The sequence below is a fragment of the Parabacteroides hominis genome (genome assembly GCF_014287585.1).
GTDB classification, from domain to species: Bacteria; Bacteroidota; Bacteroidia; order Bacteroidales; family Tannerellaceae; genus Parabacteroides; species Parabacteroides hominis.
In genome coordinates this window covers 23,716-48,788 of record NZ_JACOOJ010000028.1, presented here as the reverse complement: position 1 = coordinate 48,788, position 25,073 = coordinate 23,716, and the positions used below count along the sequence as shown (strand labels likewise).

General features: G+C 46.1%; 22 protein-coding genes and 1 pseudogene. 10 read left to right on the top strand and 13 right to left on the bottom strand.

From position 1 onward, the window contains the following. Positions 1-12: 12 nt before the first annotated feature. From H8S65_RS14530 to hisB, 5 genes are all read left to right on the top strand, one after another. Positions 13-2,559, top strand: a complete 2,547-nt coding sequence (locus H8S65_RS14530; protein ID WP_186930629.1) for a M1 family aminopeptidase — start codon at positions 13-15, stop codon at positions 2,557-2,559. Between the two features lie 253 nt (positions 2,560-2,812). Beyond that, positions 2,813-3,664 carry an ATP phosphoribosyltransferase gene (gene hisG / locus H8S65_RS14525; RefSeq protein WP_046452681.1) on the top strand — a complete coding sequence of 284 codons (852 nt, stop codon included), beginning with the start codon at positions 2,813-2,815 and terminating at the stop codon, positions 3,662-3,664. Between the two features lie 33 nt (positions 3,665-3,697). Further along, on the top strand, positions 3,698-4,987 hold the full coding sequence (gene hisD, locus H8S65_RS14520; protein ID WP_186930628.1) for a histidinol dehydrogenase: 1,290 nt from the start codon (positions 3,698-3,700) through the stop codon (positions 4,985-4,987). Next, complete coding sequence (gene hisC / locus H8S65_RS14515) at positions 4,984-6,015, top strand: histidinol-phosphate transaminase (RefSeq protein WP_046452679.1); 1,032 nt, start codon at positions 4,984-4,986, stop codon at positions 6,013-6,015. The genes hisD and hisC overlap by 4 nt, the downstream gene beginning before the upstream one ends. Before the next feature lie 5 nt (positions 6,016-6,020). After that, complete coding sequence (gene hisB, locus H8S65_RS14510) at positions 6,021-7,148, top strand: bifunctional histidinol-phosphatase/imidazoleglycerol-phosphate dehydratase HisB (RefSeq protein ID WP_046452678.1); 1,128 nt, start codon at positions 6,021-6,023, stop codon at positions 7,146-7,148. A 75-nt stretch (positions 7,149-7,223) separates the two neighbouring features. On the opposite strand, the gene H8S65_RS14505 is transcribed toward hisB, so the two are convergent. Beyond that, on the bottom strand, positions 7,224-8,336 hold the full coding sequence (locus H8S65_RS14505; protein WP_186930627.1) for a glycoside hydrolase family 43 protein: 1,113 nt from the start codon (positions 8,334-8,336) through the stop codon (positions 7,224-7,226). 102 nt (positions 8,337-8,438) lie between these two features. Here H8S65_RS14505 and H8S65_RS14500 point away from each other — a divergent pair, with 102 nt between their 5' ends. Continuing rightward, positions 8,439-8,840, top strand: a complete 402-nt coding sequence (locus tag H8S65_RS14500; protein ID WP_122298162.1) for a lipocalin-like domain-containing protein — start codon at positions 8,439-8,441, stop codon at positions 8,838-8,840. A gap of 391 nt (positions 8,841-9,231) precedes the next feature. Then, positions 9,232-9,309, top strand: a pseudogene (locus tag H8S65_RS14495) (helix-turn-helix domain-containing protein); the annotation flags it as partial. Between the two features lie 234 nt (positions 9,310-9,543). On the opposite strand, the gene thiC reads toward H8S65_RS14495, so the two are convergent. From thiC to thiD, 4 genes are read right to left on the bottom strand one after another with little or no spacing between them, the layout of a single operon-like run. Then, positions 9,544-11,253 carry a phosphomethylpyrimidine synthase ThiC gene (thiC, locus tag H8S65_RS14490; protein WP_186930626.1) on the bottom strand — a complete coding sequence of 570 codons (1,710 nt, stop codon included), beginning with the start codon at positions 11,251-11,253 and terminating at the stop codon, positions 9,544-9,546. Between the two features lie 18 nt (positions 11,254-11,271). Further along, positions 11,272-12,009 (bottom strand): thiamine phosphate synthase, encoded by a 738-nt coding sequence (locus tag H8S65_RS14485; RefSeq protein WP_186930625.1) that lies wholly within the window; start codon positions 12,007-12,009, stop codon positions 11,272-11,274. Further along, positions 12,000-12,599 carry a thiamine phosphate synthase gene (locus H8S65_RS14480; RefSeq protein ID WP_186930624.1) on the bottom strand — a complete coding sequence of 200 codons (600 nt, stop codon included), beginning with the start codon at positions 12,597-12,599 and terminating at the stop codon, positions 12,000-12,002. Before H8S65_RS14480 ends, H8S65_RS14485 begins: the two co-directional genes overlap by 10 nt. Then, positions 12,596-13,435, bottom strand: coding sequence for a bifunctional hydroxymethylpyrimidine kinase/phosphomethylpyrimidine kinase (thiD, locus tag H8S65_RS14475; RefSeq protein ID WP_186930623.1), 840 nt, complete (start codon positions 13,433-13,435; stop codon positions 12,596-12,598). The genes H8S65_RS14480 and thiD overlap by 4 nt, the downstream gene beginning before the upstream one ends. A gap of 252 nt (positions 13,436-13,687) precedes the next feature. Here thiD and H8S65_RS14470 point away from each other — a divergent pair, with 252 nt between their 5' ends. Next, the gene (locus H8S65_RS14470) at positions 13,688-16,243 is read left to right on the top strand and encodes a DUF5686 and carboxypeptidase-like regulatory domain-containing protein (protein ID WP_186930638.1); all 2,556 of its coding nucleotides are present in this window, start codon (positions 13,688-13,690) and stop codon (positions 16,241-16,243) included. Positions 16,244-16,356: 113 nt separating this feature from the next. Here the strand turns inward: H8S65_RS14470 and H8S65_RS14465 are convergent, their stop codons facing one another. Next, positions 16,357-17,649, bottom strand: a complete 1,293-nt coding sequence (locus H8S65_RS14465; protein WP_186930622.1) for a BamA/TamA family outer membrane protein — start codon at positions 17,647-17,649, stop codon at positions 16,357-16,359. A 50-nt stretch (positions 17,650-17,699) separates the two neighbouring features. Next, on the bottom strand, positions 17,700-19,259 hold the full coding sequence (locus tag H8S65_RS14460; RefSeq protein ID WP_186930621.1) for a PAS domain-containing sensor histidine kinase: 1,560 nt from the start codon (positions 19,257-19,259) through the stop codon (positions 17,700-17,702). Between the two features lie 375 nt (positions 19,260-19,634). On the opposite strand from H8S65_RS14460, the gene H8S65_RS14455 reads away from it, so the two are divergent. After that, positions 19,635-20,159, top strand: a complete 525-nt coding sequence (locus H8S65_RS14455; RefSeq protein ID WP_186930620.1) for a hypothetical protein — start codon at positions 19,635-19,637, stop codon at positions 20,157-20,159. Between the two features lie 94 nt (positions 20,160-20,253). Here H8S65_RS14455 and H8S65_RS14450 read toward each other — a convergent pair whose 3' ends face one another. Genes H8S65_RS14450 through H8S65_RS14435 form a run of 4 tightly spaced genes read right to left on the bottom strand, consistent with a single transcriptional unit; the run spans position 20,254 to position 22,603 of the window. Next, entirely contained in the window at positions 20,254-20,658 is a 405-nt protein-coding gene (locus H8S65_RS14450; protein ID WP_186930619.1) for a hypothetical protein, read from the bottom strand. After that, on the bottom strand, positions 20,645-21,034 hold the full coding sequence (locus H8S65_RS14445; RefSeq protein ID WP_186930618.1) for a GntR family transcriptional regulator: 390 nt from the start codon (positions 21,032-21,034) through the stop codon (positions 20,645-20,647). Before H8S65_RS14445 ends, H8S65_RS14450 begins: the two co-directional genes overlap by 14 nt. Continuing rightward, positions 21,031-21,762, bottom strand: a complete 732-nt coding sequence (locus H8S65_RS14440) for a hypothetical protein (RefSeq protein WP_186930617.1) — start codon at positions 21,760-21,762, stop codon at positions 21,031-21,033. Before H8S65_RS14440 ends, H8S65_RS14445 begins: the two co-directional genes overlap by 4 nt. A 13-nt stretch (positions 21,763-21,775) precedes the next feature. Then, entirely contained in the window at positions 21,776-22,603 is an 828-nt protein-coding gene (locus H8S65_RS14435) for an ABC transporter ATP-binding protein (RefSeq protein ID WP_186930616.1), read from the bottom strand. A 594-nt stretch (positions 22,604-23,197) separates the two neighbouring features. On the opposite strand from H8S65_RS14435, the gene H8S65_RS14430 reads away from it, so the two are divergent. Then, complete coding sequence (locus tag H8S65_RS14430) at positions 23,198-23,698, top strand: thioredoxin domain-containing protein (RefSeq protein WP_186930615.1); 501 nt, start codon at positions 23,198-23,200, stop codon at positions 23,696-23,698. A gap of 183 nt (positions 23,699-23,881) precedes the next feature. Here the strand turns inward: H8S65_RS14430 and H8S65_RS14425 are convergent, their stop codons facing one another. Both H8S65_RS14425 and cybH read right to left on the bottom strand, forming a co-directional pair. After that, complete coding sequence (locus tag H8S65_RS14425; RefSeq protein WP_186930614.1) at positions 23,882-24,331, bottom strand: hydrogenase maturation protease; 450 nt, start codon at positions 24,329-24,331, stop codon at positions 23,882-23,884. Continuing rightward, the gene (gene cybH / locus H8S65_RS14420) at positions 24,324-25,064 is read right to left on the bottom strand and encodes a Ni/Fe-hydrogenase, b-type cytochrome subunit (protein ID WP_186930613.1); all 741 of its coding nucleotides are present in this window, start codon (positions 25,062-25,064) and stop codon (positions 24,324-24,326) included. The genes H8S65_RS14425 and cybH overlap by 8 nt, the downstream gene beginning before the upstream one ends. Positions 25,065-25,073: the final 9 nt, after the last annotated feature.

Here is a 25,073-nt window from a genome sequence, read left to right as displayed (position 1 = left end):
ATTTTAATTACAATGAATACTGAAAATATAAAACAACTTATAGGAGTGGCGGCTATCGGTTTGTTGACAGCTTGCGGTAATCCTGCGCCGGATGCGGTGCTGTTGCAACCGGGAGTCAGCCGGGAATTGGCTCAGTTCAGGAAAGAACATTTCGAGGGGGTTCGTTACAACCTCTTTTTCTCCATCCCGGAATCGCGCGAAGAGGCCGTCACAGGCACAGCGGAAATAACGCTTGCCGTCCGGGAAAAGCAGCCGGTTATCATAGACTTCCGGGGAGAACCGGAACAGGTTGCCTCGGTTTTGTTGAATGGCAGGAAAGTCCCTTATACAGTTAAGGACGAACATATCGTGATCGGCGCAAAAGACGTGGCAAACGGAGAGAATCGCGTAACCGTCGAATTTACGGCAAACGACCAGTCGCTGAACCGCCGGGATGAATTCCTATATACGTTGCTGGTCCCTGACCGGGCGCGTACGCTCTTCCCTTGTTTCGACCAGCCGGATATGAAATCGGTTTTCACCCTGTCGTTGGAAGTTCCGTCCTCCTGGCAGGCTGTCGCTAACGGGGCGATCGAGCAGGTGGATTCGACTTCCGTCACCGGACGCAGGCGGGTTTATTTCCGGGAAACGGAACCGCTCAGTACCTATCTTTTCTCTTTCGTCGCCGGTAAGCTGACACGGGAAACTTATTCGCGCGACGGGCGGAATATTTCGATCTACCATCGCGAGACCGATCCGAAGAAGGTGGCACAGTGCCCCGATATTGCCTCCGAAGTGTTCGATGCACTCGAATGGCAGGAGGAATATACCCAGATACCGTACCCCTTTGCCAAATACGACCTGATCATTATGCCGGGATTCCAGTTCGGCGGAATGGAACATACGGGAGCGACTTTATATACGGACGGGCGGATGTTCCTGAACGAGAACCCGACATTGAACGAGCGTTTAGGACGCAGTTCCCTGATTGCGCACGAGACCTCGCATATGTGGTTCGGGGACTTCGTGACGATGGAATGGTTCAATGATGTCTGGACAAAAGAGGTCTTTGCCAATTATTATGCCTCCCGGATGATCGAGCCTCTGTTTCCGGAGGTGAACCATTCCCTGAACTTCATGCTCGATTATATCCCGGCGGCCTATTCCGAAGACCGTACCGCAGGCGCCAATCCGGTAAAGCAGCAACTGGAGAATATGCGGGATGCAGGCTTGATGTACGGCAATATCATCTATGATAAGTCTCCGGTTATCCTGGAAATGCTGGTGAAGAAAATGGGGAAGGAGCCTTTCCGGAAAGGAATCCGGGAATATCTGAAAACGTATGCTTACGGGAATGCGACCTGGGAAGGGCTGATCGGTATCTTGGACACATATACGGACGACGACCTGTCTGCCTGGAGCCATGTCTGGGTGAATGAAAAGGGTATGCCTGAAATCTCTTGCGAGGCAGGTAAAAAATTGTATGTCGAACAGTCTGACCCATTAGGTCGCGGACTTCTGTGGGAACAGGATTTGTCTTTTCTTATCGTTCATCCGGATGGGGAGACTGAGGAAGTGCAAGCTACATTTGCAAAAGACGAGAGGTTGAAGTTTGTGGATTTGAAAAGGCAGGCAGGCGAAGGCAGCTTCGTCATTCCCAATGCCGACGGCAAAGGATATGGTTTCTTCCGTCTGCTTGAAAAAGATACAAAGGCTTGTTTGGCCTATCTTCCCGTTTGCAAGGACGAAGTGTTGAGAGGTTCCTTGTTAATTACACTGTATGAGAATTTATTGAACCGGACGATCTCTTCGGAATCCTATATGGAAGCCATGTTGGATTATCTGCCGGGGGAAAATAATTCCCTGTTGTTCTCGGTAGCCCTCGGATATATCGGCAATTGCCAGCGTTTATATCCCTCTGATCCGAAGAAACTGGAACAGGTGCTTTGGCGAATCGTGACAACGGCAGAACAACCCCAGAGACGTTTGCAGGCGTTCCGTCAGTATCGCTCCATTGCCCGTTCGCCGGAAGCGGTCGGAAGACTGTACGCGCTCTGGAAAGACGGGAAAGCGCCTGCCGGTTGTTCGCTGAGCGAAAACGATTATATCAGCCTGTCGTACGGCCTGGCAATCCAAATGCCTGACAAAGCCGATGAAATTGTAGCAACCCAGCAAGCCCGGATCACCAACCCAGACCGTAAACGGCAATATGCGTTCATCTCGCCATCCGTCTCTCCCCGAAAGGAAGTACGCGACAGTGTATTTGCATCCCTGCTCGTAGCCGGGAACCGCCGTGTCGAACCGTGGGCTTCGGCTGCCTTGTCGAACCTGAACTGCCAGTTGCGCCAGAAAGAAGCGGTCGGTTATATCCGTCCGGCTCTGGAAGTCTTGCAGGAAGTGCAGCGTACGGGGGATATCTTTTTCCCGCGCGACTGGGTACGGGCTTTGCTGAGCGGACATACTTCGCCGGAAGCTAAGAAGGAGGTGGACGATTTCTTTGCCACCCACCCGGACTATCCGGTCCTGCTTTCAAATAAAATCCGTCAGCAGGCGGATCATTTGTACAGGTTGCACGATTGAGAGAAAAAAATTGCCCTGCTTAGCTAATCTTTTGTAAGTTTTATTTGCCAATTCAATTATTATTGTAACTTTGCAGCGTAAAAATAATAACAAATGAAAAGTACAGTTCTGCATCTCCACCATCATCATTACAACGGGCAATAGTTCGGTGGGCTGTGTGGTATGTAGGAACATATGATATAAATGAATAAGGCTTGCCGTTTACGGTGGGCCTTATTTTGTTTTTGGAATAATATATATAAACAAAATAAACATGTTACGAATCGCAGTACAATCTAAAGGTCGTCTTTACGATGAAACAATGCTTCTCTTGGAAGAAGCCGGTATCAAACTGAACAGGGGAAAACGTATTTTGCTGTTGTCGGCAAAAGGGTTTCCTGTAGAAGTCTTATTCCTTCGCGACGACGATATCCCGCAATCAGTTGCCAATGGCGTTGCCGACATAGGTATCGTAGGCGAAAACGAATATGTAGAGAAAGGACAGGAGGCGAAGCTGATCAAACGTTTGGGATTCAGCAAATGCCGCCTTTCACTCGCCATTCCGAAAGATGAAGATTACCAGGGGGTGGAATGGTTCGCCGGAAAGACGATCGCTACTTCTTATCCGGAAATACTGAAGGCTTATCTGGCCAAAAAGGGAGTGAAAGCAGACCTTCACGTAATCAGCGGATCTGTGGAAATTGCGCCGGGTATCGGCCTCGCGGATGCGATTTTCGATATTGTCAGCTCCGGCAGCACATTGGTGAGCAATCAGCTCAAAGAGGTGGAAGTCATCATGCAGAGCGAAGCCCTGTTGATTGCCAACAACAACCTGTCGGATGAAAAACAGGCTATCCTGGATGAACTGTTGTTCCGTTTCGAGGCGATCCAGGTTGCGGAAGGCAAGAAATATGTATTGCTGAACGCTCCGAAAGACAAGATGAACGAGATCATAGAAGTGCTGCCGGGTATGAAGAGCCCGACCATCACGCCGCTTGCCGACGAGAACTGGGTGTCTGTCCAGTCTGTCATAGCGGAGAAACATTTCTGGGAAATCATCGGTAAACTGAAATCGTTGGGAGCAGAAGGTATATTGGTGATACCGATTGAGAAAATGATTTTGTAAACATTTTTTGATTTTTAATTATCAATTTAGAAAGTGGAAGTAATCAAATATCCGTCAAGAGAAGAATGGGCCTCATTGGCCCTGCGTCCGGCGCTGGATGTCACGACACTGTTCGATACGGTTCGCACGGTGCTGGATGAAGTCCGGAAAGGAGGAGATGCCGCCGTTATCCGGTATGAGGAGAAGTTCGACAAAATAGATCCTGCAACTTTCAAAGGATTGCAGGTTTCCGAACAGGAATTAGCGGAAGCTAAGGAGCTTGTGCCCGAAGACCTGAAGCAGGCTATTCGTCAGGCAAAGAATAACATAGAGATATTCCACGCTTCACAGTGTTTTACAGGAAAGAAGGTGGAGACGACACCGGGCGTCACCTGCTGGCAGAAAGCGGTAGCTATAGAAAAGGTAGGTTTGTACATTCCGGGTGGAACGGCTCCTCTTTTCTCTACCGTCCTGATGTTGGCTGTCCCGGCCCGTATTGCCGGTTGTAAGGAAATCGTGCTTTGTACGCCTCCCGACAGGGAAGGAAAGGTACACCCCGCAATCCTGTTTGCCGCGGAAACGGCAGGAGTTAGCAAGATATTCAAGGCTGGAGGCATTCAGGCCATAGCGGCGATGGCTTACGGAACGGAATCGGTTCCGAAGGTATATAAGATATTCGGGCCCGGTAACCAGTATGTGACGGCAGCCAAACAGTTGGTCAGCCTGAAAGAGGTGGCCATCGACATGCCTGCCGGTCCTTCCGAAGTGGAAGTGATAGCGGACGAATCGGCCAATCCTGCCTTTATCGCCGCCGATTTCCTTTCCCAGGCAGAACATGGAGTAGACAGCCAGGCCATGCTGGTGACGGCATCCGAAAGCATCGTCGAACCGGTCATGCAAGCGATCCGGGAACAACTGGACCGGTTGCCCCGTAAGGAGATCACGGAAAAATCGTTGGGCCACAGCCGTCTTATCGTGCTGAAGGATAAACAGGAAGTGATCGACTTCACCAACCTGTACGCTCCGGAACATCTGATTATCCAGACGACCGATTATGCTGATATTGCCGGGCAGATCGAGAATGCAGGCAGTGTCTTTATGGGGCCCTATACGCCGGAAAGCGCAGGCGACTATGCTTCCGGTACGAACCATACGTTACCGACCAACGGATATGCAAAAGCCTACAGTGGCGTGAACCTGGACAGTTTTATCAAAAAGATCACGTTCCAGGAGATCACGGCCGACGGCATCAAGCAGTTGGGCGGGACGATTCAGGCAATGGCGGCCAACGAGCAGTTGGATGCGCACAAGAATGCAGTAACAATCAGATTGAACACATTATGAAAGACTTAAAAGATTTAGTCAGACCCAATGTCTGGAACATGAAGCCCTACTCGTCCGCCAGAGATGAGTTTCAGGGCAATGCCTCCGTTTTCCTGGATGCAAACGAGAACCCGTTTAACAGACCGTACAACCGCTATCCCGATCCCTTGCAATGGGAACTGAAAAAGAAGATTGCGGAACTCAAAGGGGTGAAACGCGAGTCTATCTTCCTGGGGAACGGAAGTGACGAACCGATCGATCTGATTATCCGTGCGTTTTGCGAACCGTCTATCGACAGCATCGTAAGCATCGACCCTTCCTACGGGATGTATGAAGTAGCAGCCAATGTCAATAACGTAGAGTTCCGGAAGATCAAGTTAGACCGGAAGTTCGACCTCGATACCGACAGCCTTTTGGAGGCAGCAAACGACTGGGTGAAGGTGATATTCCTGTGTTCACCCAACAACCCGACGGGAAATAACCTGAGCCGTGACCGTCTTTATAAAGTATTGAACACGTTCCAGGGAATCGTTGTGATAGACGAGGCTTATGTCGACTTCTCCATCGAACCTTCATTCTTAGGCGAGTTGGACAAATTCCCGAACCTGATCGTCTTGCAGACCATGTCGAAAGCATGGGGGGCTGCCGGAATCCGATTGGGGATGGCTTTTGCTTCTCCCGAAATCATTGCGATCCTCAATAAGATCAAATATCCGTACAATGTTAATCTGCTGACTCAGGAACGCGCCTTGTATGTACTTGAAAACAAGGAACGGATGGAAGACCAGCTTCGTTCGATCCTTTCCGAACGGATTCGTTTGCAGACCGCACTGCCGGAGTTGAACTGCGTGCGCAAGATTTATCCTACGGATGCAAACTTTATCCTGGTCGAAGTGACGAATGCCGATACGGTCTATAAGAATCTGGTTAGACAGGGTATCATCGTCCGCAACCGGACAAACGTGACCATGTGTAACGGCTGCCTTCGCATTACAGTCGGCAAGCCGGGTGAAAACGATGCTTTGCTCGAAGCGCTTAAAAGGATGTAGAAAATATGAAAAGAGCCTTATTCATAGACAGGGACGGAACGATTGTGATAGAACCGCCGGTGGATTATCAGCTGGACAGTCTGGAAAAGCTGGAGTTTTATCCGAAGGTATTCCGTAACCTGTACTTTATCCGTAAGCAACTGGATTTCGAGTTTGTGATGGTGACGAACCAGGACGGTTTAGGTACGGATTCTTTTCCGGAAGATACTTTCTGGCCGGCACATAACAAGATGTTGAAGACATTGGAAGGCGAGGGAATCCGTTTCGACGATATCCTGATCGACCGTTCTTTTCCGGAAGAAAACTCTCCGAACCGGAAACCTCGCACAGGCATGTTGGGCAATTATCTGTCCGGCGAATATGATCTGGCAAATAGCTATGTGATAGGTGACCGGCTGACGGATATGCAGCTGGCAGTCAATTTAGGGGCAAAAGGGATATGGCTTCGTCCGGATGACGGCGAGGCTCGACGGTTGCTCACGGAGAATCCGGCTATTTCTCCCGTCCTGATTACGGACGATTGGGACCGGATTACGGAATATCTTTTTGCCGGAGAACGCCGGGCCACTGTTCGACGTACGACAAGGGAGACGGATATTTTTGTGGAAGTGAACCTGGACGGACATGGGCGGACGGAGATTTCCACCGGTCTCGGTTTCTTCGACCACATGCTCGACCAGATCGGAAAACATTCGGGTATCGATTTGACGGTACGGGTAAAAGGGGATCTGGAAGTAGACGAACATCATACGATAGAAGATACGGCTATTGCGCTTGGAGAAGCTTTGTTAAAGGCTTTGGGCGATAAGAGGGGGATCGAACGCTACGGTTACTGCCTGCCGATGGACGATTGTCTGTGCAGTGTGGCGCTTGATTTCGGCGGACGTCCCTGGTTAGTCTGGGATGCAGCCTTTCACCGTGAGAAAGTAGGGGATATGCCGACCGAAATGTTCTTGCATTTCTTTAAAAGCCTGAGCGATGCCGCCCGCATGAACCTGAACATTAAAGCGGAAGGCACAAACGAGCATCATAAGATAGAAGGAATCTTCAAGGCTTTGGCCCGTTCCATCAAGATGGCTATCCGCCGCGATATTTACAGGTTTGAACTGCCGAGCACGAAAGGAACTTTGTGAATTAAAAATTAAGAATTAAAAATTAAAAAATTACGGTCGATGATATTTTTTAATTCTTAATTCTTAATTTTTAATTTATTCCGCGGTCGGTCCTTCCACATAGAGCTTGCCGTTCTCATCGATTCCCATCTTGTCGATAAAGACGACCCGCTCGTTTCCTGTTTTCTGGGTGTAACCATGATAAACACAATACATCTGCTTGCCGTCTTTCGACCAGGTCACGCTGTTGTGCCCCGTACCGGTAACGATACCTCCCCGTTCCACATTCTTTTGAAGTACCGGATTGTCGTTCGATTTGACAAACGGACCGAGCGGACTTTTTGAAGTCGCATAGCCGACAGCATAATTCTTGCCTTTATAATAATTGGCCGAATACATCATATAGTAGGTATCTCCCTTTTTCATCGTGTAGGGCCCTTCCGTCCAACGGCGGTTAATCTCACCGGAAGTAACGGAGCGGCTTTCCCATTCGGATTGCGTGTCGTCCAGTTTTACAGGCGGTCTGAGCAGCAGGACCGGTTCGCCGATCACCTCTGTCAAATCCGGTTTTACCTCGATGCCGTATATCCAGCTTTCTTCTATCTCGTCGAATTTCCCATTTTTTTTAGCCTGTTCGGCAATTTCGCTTTCCACCGGATGTTTGTAGCAACAACGGGAGAAATACATATAGGTCCGTCCATCCTCGTCGTCGATCAGGTTCCCGTCGATAACCGGATAACCCGGATCAAACAAAGGTTTGTCTGATAATTCTTTGAAGGGTCCTGTCGGTTTGTCTGCAACGGCCACTCCGATACGGAAATTTTCCAGTTCGTTAGTCGGATTTTCTTTCCAGTCGGCACTGTACAGCATATAGAACTTGCCATTGCGTTCATACACCTCCGGAGCCCAGAAGTTGGCGACTCCCCATGATCCCGGGACGTTCCCTCGGAATACCTGTCCTTCGGCTTTCCAGTTTACCATGTCGGGAGAGGAATACACACTGAAGCCGTCGACGGCGCCTCCGCCTGTTCCATACATATAGTATATGCCGTCCGAAGCCAGCAATACATACGGATCACCAAACTGTACGGGGAGGGGATTGGTATGCACGATACTTTTTTCCTGTTGTTCCTTCTGCGCCTTGTGTACGCAGGAAGAAAAAGTGAATACTGCTGAAAGCAGTATTACAAATTGTTTCATTTGTCTCATAGAATGTCTGTAAAATTAAAAACACATAATAAATGACGACAAATATACAAAATTGAAATTATTTCCTTTCCTTTGATGTCCGATTTAAGCAGAAAAAAGAGTATGGTTAGAAATATATTGATAGCGTTTTGTGTGATCCTGTTCGTCTCGTGCAGCAAGGACACAGAATCCAAGTTGTTCGGCAAATGGCAATTACAGAAGGTAGAAGCAAGCGGTGACGTGCAGAATGTCGACACGGTTTATTTTAATTTTGAACATTCTTTGTTTATGTACCAGGTGTACGTTACGGAAATCGATTCTTTCCGCCATCAATATGGCTACAACACGTTGGAAGGTGAAAAAACATTGCTGCTGGAATTAGAGAATGATCCGAGGCCGATCAGTAAATTCCTGCCTTATACCGACTGGGATTCTTCCAAACAAACTTATACAATCGATAAATTGGAATCCAAGCAACTGATCTTAAGCCGCGAGGGGAAAACGTATACGTTCCGGAAGTTCTAATGTTTTTTTGTATCAGGGTTCACATTCACACTCCCTGTAAATGCCTATCCTGTAGCGACTTGATGTGAAGGCTGTGAACTCTGGAGACGCTTACCTGCAAAAAAACCGCTTTCACATTAGGGTTCACAGCAAAATGCTGTAATTTAAACGGTTACAAGCCGTGTGAAGGTGAATGCTGATTTAAAAAAAATACTTTACGTACCATATTTTATGGCTACCGTCCCGTAAAAAACAGCCTATGACCTATCCGGTAAAAAGCTATAGGGTACAGGTAAAAAGGGTATAGACTATTCCGAAAAAAACTATACCTTGATTTTGAAAAGCGACAAGCATTCCTTCCGAAAGAGTTGCCGTCTCCTTCCCAAAAGAGACGGTAGCCTTACAGGAAAGATGCAAGCCGACTTTGAAAGTCGCTCGTGAGATCAGCCGGAAGCTGAATATCGATGCAAATATAGTCTTAGGGGTATGACTTTAAAGAAAAGAGAAAAAAGCCGACTCCGGTAATCTATTTTGAGTAAAACGGCTAAAATGATGGTTAAACAGCTGATTTATGATAGTTGCATGATAGTTGAAAAGGGAACCATCATGTTTGTATGTTATGATATTCAAGTCATATACAATAAACATGATGGTATGATAGTTGTTTTTAGATCTATCGTATGGTCACATCTGACAAATCAGCATTTGGATACTTCAAATCTTTTTAAAGGCGATCGCACTTCTCCTTATGCAAATCCTTGCTCAACCGCATGGCGCAGAAGTTCGGGCCGCACATCGTGCAATATTCGCCGTCTGTCACGGCGCTGTCCTTGTAGTATTGCAGGGCGCGTTCCGGATCGAGAGACAGGTTGAACTGGTCTTTCCAACGGAATTCGAAGCGGGCTTTGCTCAAGGCATTGTCACGGACCTGTGCGCCAGGATGCCCTTTTGCCAGGTCGGCGGCATGCGCGGCAATCTTATAGGCCACGACTCCGGTTCGGACATCTTCTTTGTCGGGGAGTCCGAGATGTTCCTTCGGAGTGACGTAACAGATCATCGCCGTGCCGTGCCAGGCAATCTGGGCGGCTCCGATAGCCGATGTGATATGGTCGTAGCCTGGAGCAATATCCGTTGTCAGCGGGCCTAAAGTGTAGAACGGGGCATTATGGCAAGCATATTGCTGTTCCTTCATGTTCTCCTGAATCTTATTCATCGGGACATGGCCCGGACCTTCGATGATGACCTGCACGAACTGGTCCCAAGCGACCTGTGTCAGCTCGCCCATCGTATGCAGTTCGGCAAACTGGGCGGCATCGTTCGCATCGTAGATGGAACCCGGACGAAGTCCGTCACCGATCGAAACGGCAATGTCATACATTTTCAATATCTCGCAGATCTCGGCGAAATGAGTATATAGGAAATTCTCTTCATTATGTATTTGCATCCACTTGGCCATGATTGAACCACCGCGTGAGACAATGCCGGTCAAACGCGTCTGTGTCAGTTCGATATGCTTTTTAAGCAAGCCGGCGTGGATGGTGAAATAGTCAACTCCCTGTTCAGCCTGTTCGATCAATGTGTCACGGTAGGTTTCCCAACTCAGGTCTTCTATCTTTCCGTTCACTTTTTCCAGAGCCTGATAGATGGGAACTGTCCCCATCGGCACCGGACAGTTACGGATGATCCATTCGCGGGTTTCATGGATATTGTCTCCCGTCGAAAGGTCCATCAAGGTATCACCTCCCCATTTGCAACTCCATACGGCCTTTTCGATCTCTTCGTCGATGCCGGACGAGAGGGCGGAGTTGCCGATGTTGGTGTTGATCTTCACCAGGAACTTCCGCCCGATAATCATCGGTTCGGCTTCGGGGTGGTTGATGTTTGCCGGAATGATGGCACGCCCGGCAGCAATTTCTTTGCGGACAAATTCGGGTGTGATATATGATTTCAACCCTAACGCCTCGATCTGCTGGTTTTCGCGGATGGCGACATACTCCATTTCCGGAGTGATGATGCGCCGTTTTGCATAATACAGCTGGGTGATGTTTTTACCTGTTTTGGCACGATAGGGCAGGTGATGTTTCGGGAAACGGATGTGATCCAGCGAGGAGTCAGCCAGGCGTTGCCGCCCATAATCGGAAGTCAGTTCTTCCAGGCGAATCAGGTCTTTGCGTCCTGCGTACCAGGATTCACGAATACGGGGGATGCCGTTTTGCGTATTGACCGGGATTTTCGGATCCGAATATGGTCCGCTGGTATCATACACGATGACGGGATTATTCTTCTTGTAAACCAACTCTCCGTTCTCATCACGCGTGACGGAATCCAGTATTTTGATCTTCCGCATACCCACGTTTATTTTATGTATCTTGCCGGGTACGTAGATCTTTTCCGATGAAGGATACATGATGCGTATTCTGTTTTTACTTGCCATAGTTATATTATTTATTTTTTATATTTCTGAATCGTCTCTGCAAGGGTCCGGTTTATGCTTGTTGATCTCCCGTATGAAACGGCGTGTCTCTTCGACCGGATCTTCGGCATTGATGATCGCTCCGGAAACGGCGATGCCTTCTATTCCTGTTTCCATCAGGGGGGCGATGTCTTCAAACTCGATCCCTCCGATGGCAAAGATAGGAATTTCGAGACCAGCTTCTCTACATTGATCCATGATTTTTCGATACCCTTCCAATCCCAACACAGGGCTCAGGTTCTTTTTTGTCTCGGTATAGCGGTAGGGACCCAGGCCGATGTAGGAAGCTCCTTCCCGGTCTGCTCTCAGGATATCTTCGAACGTGTTGGCCGTTGCTCCCACAAGGAAGAGGTCTTCTTGTCCTTTCTCGATGATGCGGCACCAGGCTTCGGAAACCGGTATGTCGTTTTTACCTAAATGGACGCAGTGGATGCCGGCTTTGAAGGCCATTTCCAGATCGTCGTCCAGGCAGCAGGCGCAATCTGTGTCGCAGTCGAACAGGGTAAAATGCGAGACAGCTTTGGCGACTTCCAAGTTCAAATTATCTTTCATGCGGAGTTGGACCCAGGTACAACCGCCTTTAGTCACCATTTTGACCTCATCCAGCTCTGTGTATTTGTCCGTACGATGTGTGATGAACATCAACCGGTTAGTACCGGTAAAACAGGCATACCTTCCTCTGCCTGCACTTGTATATAAAAAATCATCTAATTCCATGCTTGTAGCTTTTTATATTGTGTGATTATAGAATCCTCTTTATCCGCCGAAGGGTGATTTCCCCAAAGTGCTCCCAATACGGCAACTCCACCGAAGCGGAAAGGACGTAGAAGTGGAAGAGTCGTCAGGTCTATGCCTCCTAAGGCTATGACTTTGTTATTGATGATCCCGGCATCGGAAGCCTGCCTGAGTGTTTCCGTCTCGAAGCCATTCCCATAACCTTCTTTGGATATGCTTTGAAAAATAGGACTTAGAAATAGATAGTCGAGTCCCCGGAACTGTCCAAGTTCCCCGATCGAATGGCATGAGCGGCTGATTGTGCCTGCAAAACCGTCCGGAGCGTGGCTGTTGCGTTTGTTCAGGTGTACGCCTCCCAGGCCATATTCCACCGCCAGCCCGAAACAGTCATGAAGCACGACTTTCGGATAGTAGATATCCGGAATCCGATCCAGCAATTTGCGCAATTCATTTGCATCGCTATCCGGTTTACGCAGATGAAGACGTTGCATTCCTTCATTAAACAGATGTGAAAGGATGGACGCTTCTCCCTGGAAAAAGCGGGGTGCAGTAATAACGATCAGCTTTTTCATACTTCTATTTTTATGAGGGGAACGGGATCGAAGAAATGATCGAGAGGCCCGTGTCCATGCCCGGTCTTTACATCGGCCCCGGTCTTAAGGGCTGCCGTTATATAATCTTTTGCCGAACGTACGGCATCGGGTAACTTTTTCCCTAAGGCCATATAGGCGGCGATGGCGGACGAGAGCGTACAACCTGTACCATGTGTGTTTTGAGTATCAACAGTCGGTACTGTCAGTCGGAGCGGGGCTTCATCGCGTGTGAACAAGATATCGGCCATTTCTTTACCTTCCAGATGCCCGCCTTTCATCAGTACGGAACGGCATCCCAAAGCCAACAATTTTTGTGCGGCAATTTCCATTTCTTCCTCGTTGCGTATCGGCATACCGGAAAGAAAAACTGCTTCGTCGATATTCGGTGTAATCAGTGTGACGCGGTGAAAAAGTTCTTTCACAATGACTTCGATGGTTTCATCTTCTATCAGTTTGCTGCCGCTTGTCGAGATCATAACCGGATCGAGAATAATTTTTGACGGGCAAAAACGGTCGATCGAGCAGGCTACGATCCGGGCAGCTTCCCGGTTATGCAGCATCCCGATCTTAACGGCATCGACTGTCAGGTCCTCGAATACGGCATTGATTTGCCCTTCGACGATCTCCGGAGAAATAGCTTGTATTCCTCTTACCCCCTGTGTGTTCTGGGCCGTGACCGATGTGATGGCAGAAGCCCCGAAGACTCCTAAAGCCGAAAATGTTTTCAGATCCGCTTGTATACCGGCACCACCGCCACTGTCTGAACCGGCAATAGTAAGTGCCACCGGATAGCGAAACGTCGTGTTTATTTTCATGTCTACATACAAAAGGAGGGAAAAAGCCTTGTCTGTTCTTTTCCTACGGCGGCATTACCCGCATCAGGTTCGCGAGGGTATAATCTCAGCCCGTTAACAGTATGGCACCCCTTTCGGGAGGCAAAGGTAGGAAGATTTTTTGTAATTGGAATATAATGTGCGTGTTTTGGAACACTCTGTAAAAAGAATCTGTTATACTTTTGCAGCGGTTTATTTAGGGATAAAGTAAAAATAAAAGGATAAGAAATTGTGATGGGGAAGAAGATTGTTTTTTTGCTGGCATCCTTGTTTACGGTATGGATAGCAAACGGACAGAATACGATCATAAAAGGAATTGTAACCGATTCGATTACGGGGGAGGGGTTACCCTACGTTTCTCTTATATTTAAAGGGACGACAATAGGAACGGCAACTGACGGGGATGGTAACTTTTCATTCTCCGCATCGACCGATGTCAAAAATCTGGAAGTATCTTACTTAGGGTACGATACGAAAGAAGTGAAGGTTGTTCCGGGTAAAACGAATAATCTGAAAATAAAATTGGCTCCGAACGGAATTACTTTGAATGAAGTCGTCGTAAAGCCCAAGAAAGAGAAATACAGCAAAAAAGAGAATCCGGCCGTTAAGTTCGTAAAGCAGGTTATTGCCTCACGGGAAAGCAATGATCCGCGTAACCACGATTATTTCCAATACGATCAATATGAGAAGATGGTCTTTGCGATGAACGATTATCATCCCAAACCCAAAAAGAACGGAAAACCGGGCAAATTCGATTTCTTGATCGATTTTGTCGATACGCTTGATATCGGTACGACTATCCTTCCGGTATCGGAAAAGGAAAAGGTGGAATCTATCTATTACCGTAAAGAGCCGAAGTCGGAGAAACGTATTGTAAAAGGGAACAAATCATCCGGTGTGGATGAAATATTCTCGCGTGATGGTATCCAGCAGTTTTTGAACGAGGTTTTCCGGGAAGTCGATATTTTCAAGAATGATATCCCTTTGTTTTTACAGCGGTTTGTCAGTCCGTTGTCTACTATCGGACCGAATTATTACAAATATTATCTGCTCGATACATTAAATGTGAACGGACAGAAATGTGTGGATTTAGGGTTTGTCCCTTTCAACTCGGAGACATTCGGTTTCACCGGCCATCTGTTTGTTACGCTCGATTCCACATTCTTTGTACAGAAGGCAATTCTGAATGTTCCTAAAGACATCAACCTGAACTTCGTTTCCGGAATGACGATCGAGCAAACATTCGAACGTACGCCCGACAGTACCCGGATCATTACGAAGGACGACATCAATGTCAACTTCAAATTGAGCGAGAAATCAAAAGGCATGTATGCGCGGCGACTGAATATCTACAGCAACCATTCTTTCGATGAACCCGATGCCGAACGGGCGCTTGTGTTTAAGGAGAGCGCACCTGTCATCACGCTGAAGGACGCCTATCAGCAATCGGAGGATTTCTGGACAAGCAACCGCCCGGAAGAGGCGATAAAGAAGAATCCGAACTCGGTCGAAAAGCTGATGGCTAAATTCCGTTCTGTTCCGATCTTTTATATAACGGAAAAAGTTGTATCGGTTCTTGTGTCCGGCTATATCCCGACTAATAAGGACCCGCTGAAAAGCAAGTTCGAGTTCGGCCCCATGAATACGGCAATCAGTGGTAATGCGATCGAAGGGGCCCGTTTCCGTGTGGGAGGGACAACGACGACGGCGTTTAGCAAGAACCTGTTCTTTGACGGATATATGGCGTATGGAACAAAAGACGAAAAGCTGAAATATGATGCTCTTGTCGAGTACTCATTCAATGATCGTAAAGAATACCGCAAGGAGTTCCCGCTAAACTCGATCCGCCTGGAATATATGTACGATATCAACCAGTTAGGACAGCAATATATGTATGCCAGCAAGGATAATATGTTCCTGGCCTGGAAACGCCAGAAAGATACGCGGGCCACTTATCTGCGGCAAGCCGAACTGACCTACTATCACGAACATTATAATGGTCTGGCTTATGGGGCTGTCATCCGTAACCGTCGTGAATATGCAACCGAATATGCCGTGTTCGACCGGATCGGGCCGGATGGTATCATCAGCCCGGTTAAGAGTTATGATATGACAGAACTGGAATTGAAGTTCCGTTATGCCAAAGATGAAAAGTTCTACCAGACGCGTAACCTTCGCTATCCGATTACTTTCGATGCGCTGATCTTCAACTTCAGCCATGTAATGGCAAAGAAAGATTTGCTGGGTTCGTCGTACGATTATCACCGTACGGATATCGGTATTCAGAAGCGTTTCTGGTTCTCGGCTTTCGGCTATATCGATCTAATCACGAAAGCGGGGAAAGTATGGAACAAGGTTCCATATCCTTTGTTGATCCTGCCGAATGCCAATCTTTCTTATACGATCCAGCCGGAATCTTATACGAATATGAACGCGATGGAGTTCATCAGCGACGAATATGCCTCTTGGGATTTGACGTACTACATGAACGGAAACTTGCTGAACCGCCTGCCGCTTGTCAAGAAGTTGAAATGGAGAGAGGTATTTTGTTTCCGTGGGATGTGGGGACATCTGACGGCGAAAAACAACCCGATGAATGGGGGAGACGGCCTGTATCTTTTCCCTGACGGTTCGTACACGTTTGGTAAAGCTCCCTATATGGAAGCCAGTGTCGGCATTGAAAACATCTTTAAGTTCCTTCGTCTTGATTATGTCTGGCGTTTGAACTATCGCGATCATCCGGGTATCCAGACGAAAGGTGTTCGCTTTATGATGCGAATGTCATTCTGACATCACGATTTTTTGAGGTACGGATTTTACGGATTTACACGGATCAACTTATTTTCTTTCCTGTAATCCGTGCCTAAATTATGTCTATTAGAAAGTTGGATTTATCTTCCTTCTTAAAAAGCCTCTGTCATATTCATATAGACCTGCATGCCCGGCTGTCCGGGTTCTTTGCCTATATCCAGTCTGAAATTCTTTCCCGGCTGCATCTGAAAGCGAAGGCCGGCTCCGAAGTTGAGTTTCCATTTATTCCAGTCAAAAGGAGTTTCCCCGATCGTTCCGGTTCCAACCCATGCTACAAAACCGCATTTTGCCCAGAAGTTCCCGCTTTTGTATTTAGCCGGGGAGCCGAACATATGACGATATTCAACGATTCCGTAAGCCATCGACTTATCCCGGTACTTGCCCATATAATAACCGCGAAGGTCGAAAGGAGAACCGAAAGTCGGGAGTTCCGTAAAAGGAACGTCCCCTAAACCGATTTGACTTTTGGCGATCCAGGCAAGTGTACTACGCGGACGGAATACGTTTTTAAATTGTCGGTATTCAAGCTCGATAATCTCGTAGTTATAAGCACCTCCTAAATATTTACCGAACAGTTTGAAATTGGCTCCTAACAACATACCGCGCGTAGGTGTCGCCACATCGTCGCGAGTGTCATATTGGATAAGCCCGCCGATACCGACGTTGAAATATTTGCATTCATCCGAATCTTTGCTTTTGAATTTCTGGTAATAGGGATCATTTTTCATTACCGGATTAACATCCGAAACTTTTGTGTAGTTCAGATCAAACAAGCCGCCTAAATAGAAATGCGGACGGACTTCCCATACAAATCGCGGATACAATTGAAAATAGCTTCGATGAAACCGGGTAGTAGAATCGCCCCTTTCGAGATTCTCCGCCTTTTCAAATCCTTTCCCGTAATAGTGTGAAGGTTCGTTCCGGTAACCATAATTCATATAGATACGGAAACGGTTCTCATTGAAGAAAAACGTTCCGGCGCCTGCGACGACAATGGTCCCGTTTATAGACAAATTCAAACCGGCAGGCAGGAAAGAGCGTTGGGAAATCGTGTCCTGTTTATTCATCCGGAAGCTGGCAAGGACAGCACCGCCCACACCAAACGAAGCTTCCGGCGTATATGAAGGGCCACCCAGTACGGACCACCATATATTTTTGTGAGCCCGGATGGAATCTTTACGCAATTGACGGTAGTAGCGTTTCAACTGCTTTTCGTTCAATTTCACTCCGTCTACGATGACAGCCTCCTTTCGAGGCACGGTATCTGAAGGAGTCGTTATTTCTTCAGAGGAGAGCGCAACAATATCGCGTTGCTCCTGAGCCTTTGCCGGCAAAGAAATAGCAAACAAAGAGGCTCCCGCAAATACAACAAAATATTTAAGCATTGACTAATCCTATTAATGAAGGCAAAAGTATAAAAAAAATCGGATTTATTTCAGAGGGGCAAACGGAACCAAAAGGTCGACCCTTCACCTTCCTGGGAATCTACGCCGATTGTACCTCCGAATTTTTCAACAATCATGACGCATATGGACAGTCCAAGCCCTGTTCCTTGCGCGAAAGTGTTCAATTTGACGAAGCGGTCGAATATCTGGTCTTTCTTGTCTGACGGTATTCCGATTCCAGTATCTTTAACAAAAAAGCAGATGTCTTTTTCAGTTTTTTCATAACCGAAGGTGATGCTGCCCTGTTCGGTAAATTTCATGGCATTGGTTATGAAATTGATCATGACTTGCATGATACGGTTACTATCCGTATTGATAATACATTCGGATTGCCTTTGTACGAATTCGATTTTAACAGATTCCGGCCTTGTGTTTCTCATTTTCATTTGCTGACAAATATCTTCCAGCAACTGATTGATATCCGTGTCGGAATAGGTGAAATCGAGGGTTCCGGATTCTATTTTGGACATATCGATAATATCGTTTATCAGTTGTAGCAACAGCTCGTTGTTAGAGGTGATGATATGGACAAACTCCTTTTTTTCTTCAGGATCGTCTGTCTCGATCAGTAGGTTGGAGAAGCCTATGATAGCATTCAAAGGTGTACGGATCTCATGGCTCATATTTGCTAAAAAGGCCGATTTCAAACGGTTGGCTTCATCAGCCTTCTTTACTTCGTATTGCAGACGCTCGATACGTTTTTTATCCGAGATATCTTCGATCTTCATCAGACCGCCTTGTATTTCTCCGGTGTTTGCATAAACCGGGATGGCGCTGATTTCGATAACCGTGTCTTTTTCGGTTAACTCGTGGCGTACCGGTTTCCCTGTTTCTATCGCTTTACTTAAAGCACACTGCAAACAAGGTGCTTCACGTCCCATCACTGTCTGATAACAAACTTTTCCGGCACTATAATGCCTTCCTTTGGCGATCTCATGCAAGTTGGCTGTCGATTCCCATTGGACGACATAGTTTTTATCGACAAACACGAGTCCGAAATTGATGCTGTTCAGTACCAGATTTTGGTTTTTTATTGCATTTTCCAGTTCTTCTTTAGCCTGGATCAGTTCTTTCTCATATTCTTTTATCTGTGTGATATCCCAGCGGACAACCAAAAGCCAGTGATTATTTCCCAATGTTATAACAGACTTGTTTACGATCGTATTGTGTACTGTTCCGTCAGGCGTAATATAATCGTCTTCTGCTTGGTATTCGACTTTGTTCTTTACCAGTTGCTCATCTATTTGGCGATACTTGCGACCGCGTTCTTCGCCGTATATATCAAAATCGGAGCGTCCCAAAATATCTTCCCGCTTTGTCCCTGATTTCTTTTCGGCTTCTTTGTTCCAAAGTTTATATCTGAAATCGTCATTGATGTCCTTGACAAATACGGGAAAAGGGAGATTATCCAATATGTTCAGGCAAAATTGCTGGGAATCTATAATTTTAGCTTCCCTGGCTTTATATGAGGTCTGCTTTCTGTTACTTCTGACCAAAAGCAATAGAAGAATGACACAGATTATCGTCTCTATGATTAGTATGAATTCCATAAGCAAACATTATACTCTTACCCTGATACGCTAAAATATTTGTTATTATTATCTATCGCAAAGATAATATTTAAAATCCAATTCCGATATGCGGGTTACAAATAAAAATAGGGCATCAAAAAAAAGGAATTCTCTTTGATAAATGATATTTTACTATTATCTTTACGAAAGTTACAAATAGACGTTTATATGTGGTCAATCTGCCGCGAAATGATGGCATAGTATTATATTGTGAAACAAAGATGCACGAGATATGTACAAAAAACGATTGTTTTGTAAACAAACCACGTGTATTTATTGTTGTTGATTTAGAGATATTGTATTAATAACAGAACCTGGCAACCTTAAGAAGTCCTGACTGGCAGGCACACGAAGATGAAGATTCAGTTTGAAATTAAGGAAAGATTGCCTGAGATTATTGCTGAAATAATGCATTCAGACAAATGGCAAACGAAAATCCTGGAAAAGATGCATGGATTGGAGCGGGTAACGATCAAGGACCCGAACTACGATTCAGAAGCCTGTATTGAAATCTGGCAACATGAAATCCACATCCGGACAGCATGGTCCAATTATACCTATCGTATTTTTACGCGTGGAAATGCTGTATGGTGTGAATACATCGGGGCCTATCGCGGTTTACTCGAACAGAAGCTTTTGCCGTCCCTCACTCCGAAAATGAATATTTTGGATTCGGAAGTAGTGGAAAGTTCCCTAACCGGGAATAAAAGGCAAACCTTGCGTACTTACAGTTCGGAAAATCTGAAACTGAAGAACTTCCGTCGCGATAACTTCAAAGAAGAATATAATGTCACATCTCCGCAGGATCATCCGACTGTTGTATATGACGAATATATAAAGGAAGGTATGCCGATGCCTTCGCCTTACAGTGATAAATAAATCCGAAAGACCGATACTGAATATTAACAGCGAAGACTTTCCCCATCGGACAGGGAAAGTCTTCGCTGTTGTTTGATAATTAGCAATTGGATTTTTATTTCTCCCAGATCACTTGTCCGTTCAGCAGAACGGTTTTAAGTTTGGCCATATGGATGTTTAATGTAAGGTCTTTATCTTTTGCATCCTGTGCTTTGCCGATTCGGATCGTGTCGCCATAGACAGAGACTTCGGGCAGATATTGTTTATTACCTTTATAATACAGGTAGCTTCGTCTCGAAGTTTCCAGCATCTCTCGTTTCGGGAAGGCAGATGCCCTTTGAGTGTCTATGGCTACCTGATTGGCTGTAAGATCCGGGTTGTCTATTTTGACTACTTGGTATTTATCGGATATGCCGGTATAAGATTTGTCTCCGGCATAAACGAAGTACATCCATACTAAAAAAGGGATCACATACAGGAGAGCAAAAAGCAGGATTAATAATATATTACTTCTTTTCATGATTATCGGAATTTATTGTTGTTGAATATTGATTGTAAGCGTTTGCCAGTTCTTCCAGATCGACACCCAACAGGTGCATTTCTTTGAAGACTGACGGGAGGACTTCTTCCACAAACTGGTTATGCCGCATCCGTCGTATTTCTTTTTCTGCATCGGGCGAGATGAAATAGCCTATGCCTCTTTTATTGTAGATGATTCCGTTAGCTTGCAAACGTTCGTACGAGCGCATGACGGTATTGGGGTTCACCTCCATTTCAACAGCCAGTTCGCGGACCGAGGGGATGCGGGCGTCTGCCTGGTAATCACCGCTCAACACCCGGTCGCAAATACGTTCGGCTATCTGGACAAATATGGATTGATTAGTATTATAGTTCATCTTAATTCCTTTTCTTTTAGTTTGAGATAAGCAATATAAAGTATGCCGAGAGTTGCTGCCACAAAAGCGATTACGTGGTATCGGACCAGGAAGTTCACCGTATAATACATTGGTGTCATTTCCGTAAATACTCCTTGTTGTGAACCTAATGCCTCGATCACAATTTTTTTGATCATAAATATCGTGCCTCCTAATAATAATGTATAGGCGAGAATGACCGCCGGAAAAGCATGTTTCCGAAAAGTAATGTAGGAAAGGAAGACAAGTGAAGATAAAAAAGCGATAATCGGCAAAGAGATTTTGAACGTTCTCATTATATCGAAAAAACTTATGACGGAATAGCCGGGTACTGTCAGAGATATGACGTATAATGCCGGCCATAACAAAAGATGGAAAACGGCAATCAAAATGAATCCTTCCAACAAGAATGCACTAAATTTCTCCATTGTATTGGCAGGAAGAGTCAGAAACAACCCTTTGGGTTCGTGCACCTTCGCCCCGATATAGCGGCAATAATAAATGAAAGACCCGAATAAGCCCAGTCCATAAAAGAAATACTGTTTCCTGATAAATTCTTTTGTTGTCGCATCTCCTTGCAAAGTGATCAGAAAGAAAACAATAAAGGCCGCAAGGAAAGAGCCGATGACAAAAGACACTTGCGTTCTGTGTTCTATCCAGTCTGCACGCAGCAGTAATTTGATTCGTTGTAAACTAATTTTATCGTTCATGGCTGTAAATGATTTATCGGTTGAATATTCTTTTAATTTCTTGAGGATGCAGGGTTGCTGCATTAAACAAGAGTTCCAGTGAAACAGGAGTTTCCTCGCCATCGGTATTTTCGCCGACTCCCATGAGGCCGAACGGAGTCTGGTTCCGGTACAAAACATCTTCTTCAGGGTTCGTAAGGCGGAAAAAGAGTTTACGGCTGATCTCGTTCAATCTGCTATTCAGAATGATTTTTTTATTATCCAGAATAAGAACCGCATCGATCAGGCTTTCCAGGTCACGCACCTGATGAGTCGAAATGATAACCGTCTGTTCCTCGTTCGTAAAAGAGGCCAATAGCTTCCTGAACACATCTTTGGAAGGGATATCCAATCCGTTGGTCGGTTCGTCCATCAACAGGAGCGGGGTGTGAACGGCAAGGGCCAATGTGATCGCGATCTTTTTCCGCTGGCCTTGTGACATTTTTTTGAGACGGGCGGAGAAGTCGACTTCAAACGATTCGAAACAGGCTTTCAGAATATCATGGCTGAAAGTAGGGTAGAAAGGTGCATACATCCGGATATACTGCATGGCCGTCACATCCGGCATATTGATTTCCTCCGGCAACAGAAACAGCTTTTGCAGCAATCCTGCATTCCGTTTAGCCGGATCTTCACCGAATACGTGGCATGTCCCTTCGTTTAGGAAAAGCTGTCCGCTCAGGACGTTCAACAGCGTGGTCTTTCCTTCGCCGTTTTTTCCTAACAGACCATAGATGCAACCCGGTTGGATATCCAGGTCAATCCTGTCGATGACAGGATTATTGCGTTTGTAGCTGAGACTTGCGTCTTTAATTGTAATCATAGATTTGCTTCTTTAGTGTATTAGTTTATTAGTACACTGCAAATGTAGAGCAAATTATGGAATAAGCAAGAGAAAAAGGTATTTATTTTTAGGGTAAGAAGAAAAAAAATACAATATCCCCCTCTTTTAAGGGCTATATTATACATTCTTGATAATCAGCATTATAATATGTATAAAATTATTAATAAATATTATCCGCGCATGCAATTGTAAATATATGCCCTATAAATTCGATTTTTATGGGTATGAGTTTCGATTTAGACTACCGGGTATTTTGAAAAAAGAGACAATAAGACAATAAGTTTTGGCTGAGTCGATCGACGAGTATATGTGAAATAAGATTAATGATATGCTGCAAAACATACTGTTTTCGTTCTATTGGTGCAATAAAACATATAAAAAATCTTGCTTTTTGGCAGAAAAGTGTTATATCATTTGGCAGAAAAGGGCTTTTGCCCGTATATTTGCAACCGTTAAGAACAAGAAAGCGATTCCTTAGCGAAGGTGAAGCCCTTGTTTACTTCCTGAAAATCAGGAGTCGGAGAGGAATTTTCAAAATAATGCTCCGATTAAGTTTAACATAAAAATGATGATATGAAAGTAAGAGCTTATGTTCTCTTTGTTGCGGTTGCGCTGCTTGCAGTGTCTGCCGGGACTAAAAACGCAAAGCCGACAGTCGGTATTAACCCTGGCGACCTTGCTCCGAGAATAGAGTCTTTAGGAAACGAAAGCAATTTCAGTTTCCAAAATCATTCAGGACGTTACACATTGCTGAATTTCTGGGCAGCTTACGATGCTGAATCGCGGGCCCGTAACGTTCAATTATGGAATGAAGTCAACAAGTTGAGTTCAGACAAGATTGCGATGTATTCGATCTCTTTGGACGAGAAAGAATCCATTTTTACCGAAACGGTAAAAGCCGACAAACTGGAAGGCACAAAGCAATTTCATGAAGAACTTGGCAGAAAGTCAGAACTATTCGGGAAGTATAACCTGCAGAAGGGATTCCGCAACTTCCTGATCGACGACAAGGGTGTTATTATCGCCGCCAATGTAACCCCGCAAGAGCTGACTAAGGTATTGAAGAAGAGTTAATCATTAGATTATTAGCAAAAAAGAGCTGTTCCTGTCAAAGGGGGCAGCTCTTTTTTTTGCATATTTGTTCCTTATTGGATTACTAAACTAAAAACACACGAAACATGTACAGTAAACTGATACCTGGCAGGCCTTTTGTCCCGCGTGACAGGTAAGTCCCTCAATAGAACATTTATGATAGAATCATTGTATGATTTGTTTGACCATTTCCACCACTTCCGGGACAGCCGCTTCGACCGCAGGGGTCAGTTCCATTCCGACCTCGCTGATGTCTTCGGCAGAGACAACGATCAGTTGTATGTCCGGCAGCTTCTCCGTCAATATCATGGCTTCGATCATGTCGCGAAGGCCGACTTCATGCGCACTCATCAGGGGCGGAAAGTCCGTCGCATAGCGGGGACGGATCAGGCGGATCGTTCCCGGAGGATTGTGGTCGAGCGTTGCGTCGACCATGATGATCCGGTTATAATCCTGTATCCAGCTTATCAGATGCAGGCCACCCGTACCACCGTCCATCAGGGAGACGTTAGGAGGAAGTTCCTCCTTTTCGAGGGCCCGTATTACATGGATGCCGACTCCTTCGTCCTTCAACAGCAGGTTGCCGACACCCAATACCAATATATCCTTATTCATTCTTACGGGCGGATTTAGTGATTACTTCTGCATTTTCCGTTACCTCTTCCTTGTCTGCAATCTCTTCTTCGATGAACTTCCAGCCACCGATAATAGAGGACGTTTCACCGCGCTGCTCGATATAATCATGGTAGAACACCAGATAAATATGCACGATGGCGAAAAGGATGAAGAACCACATCAGGAAATGATGGATCTCGCGGGCCATCAGGTCGCCACCCATCAACGGAATAGTCCAGGCGAACAGTTGCGGAAAGACAGACTCGCTCATCTTGGCATACAGGCCGAACCCGGTAATGGATTGCAGCAGGAACGCCCAGAACGTACCGAAGTAAATAACGCTTGCCAGCGCATTATGCCCGATACTGTCCACCGGCTTGTTCTTAATCATCAGGATATCCACCTTGATCACTTCGAGAATCTCCTTCCATTGCGACTTCTTCAGCGGGATGAAGTTGTTCCAGCGCGCGTATCGGTTCCCGACGAACCCCCAGTACAAGCGGAACACGAAGTTGAAAAAGAACACGAACGCCGCCACGAAATGGATGAAGCGTACCGTGCCGAACCAGTAGCTGAAGTTTGCCTCCGTCTCCGTCATGATGGCGGGCGGGTCGGCTATGATAAAACCGGTGATGCAGAGTATCACGATACAAAGTGCATTCAGCCAGTGATAGATACGCACGGGAAGCTCCCATACATATACTTCTCTTAAACGTTTCTTACGACTTTTCATTGAACTGCT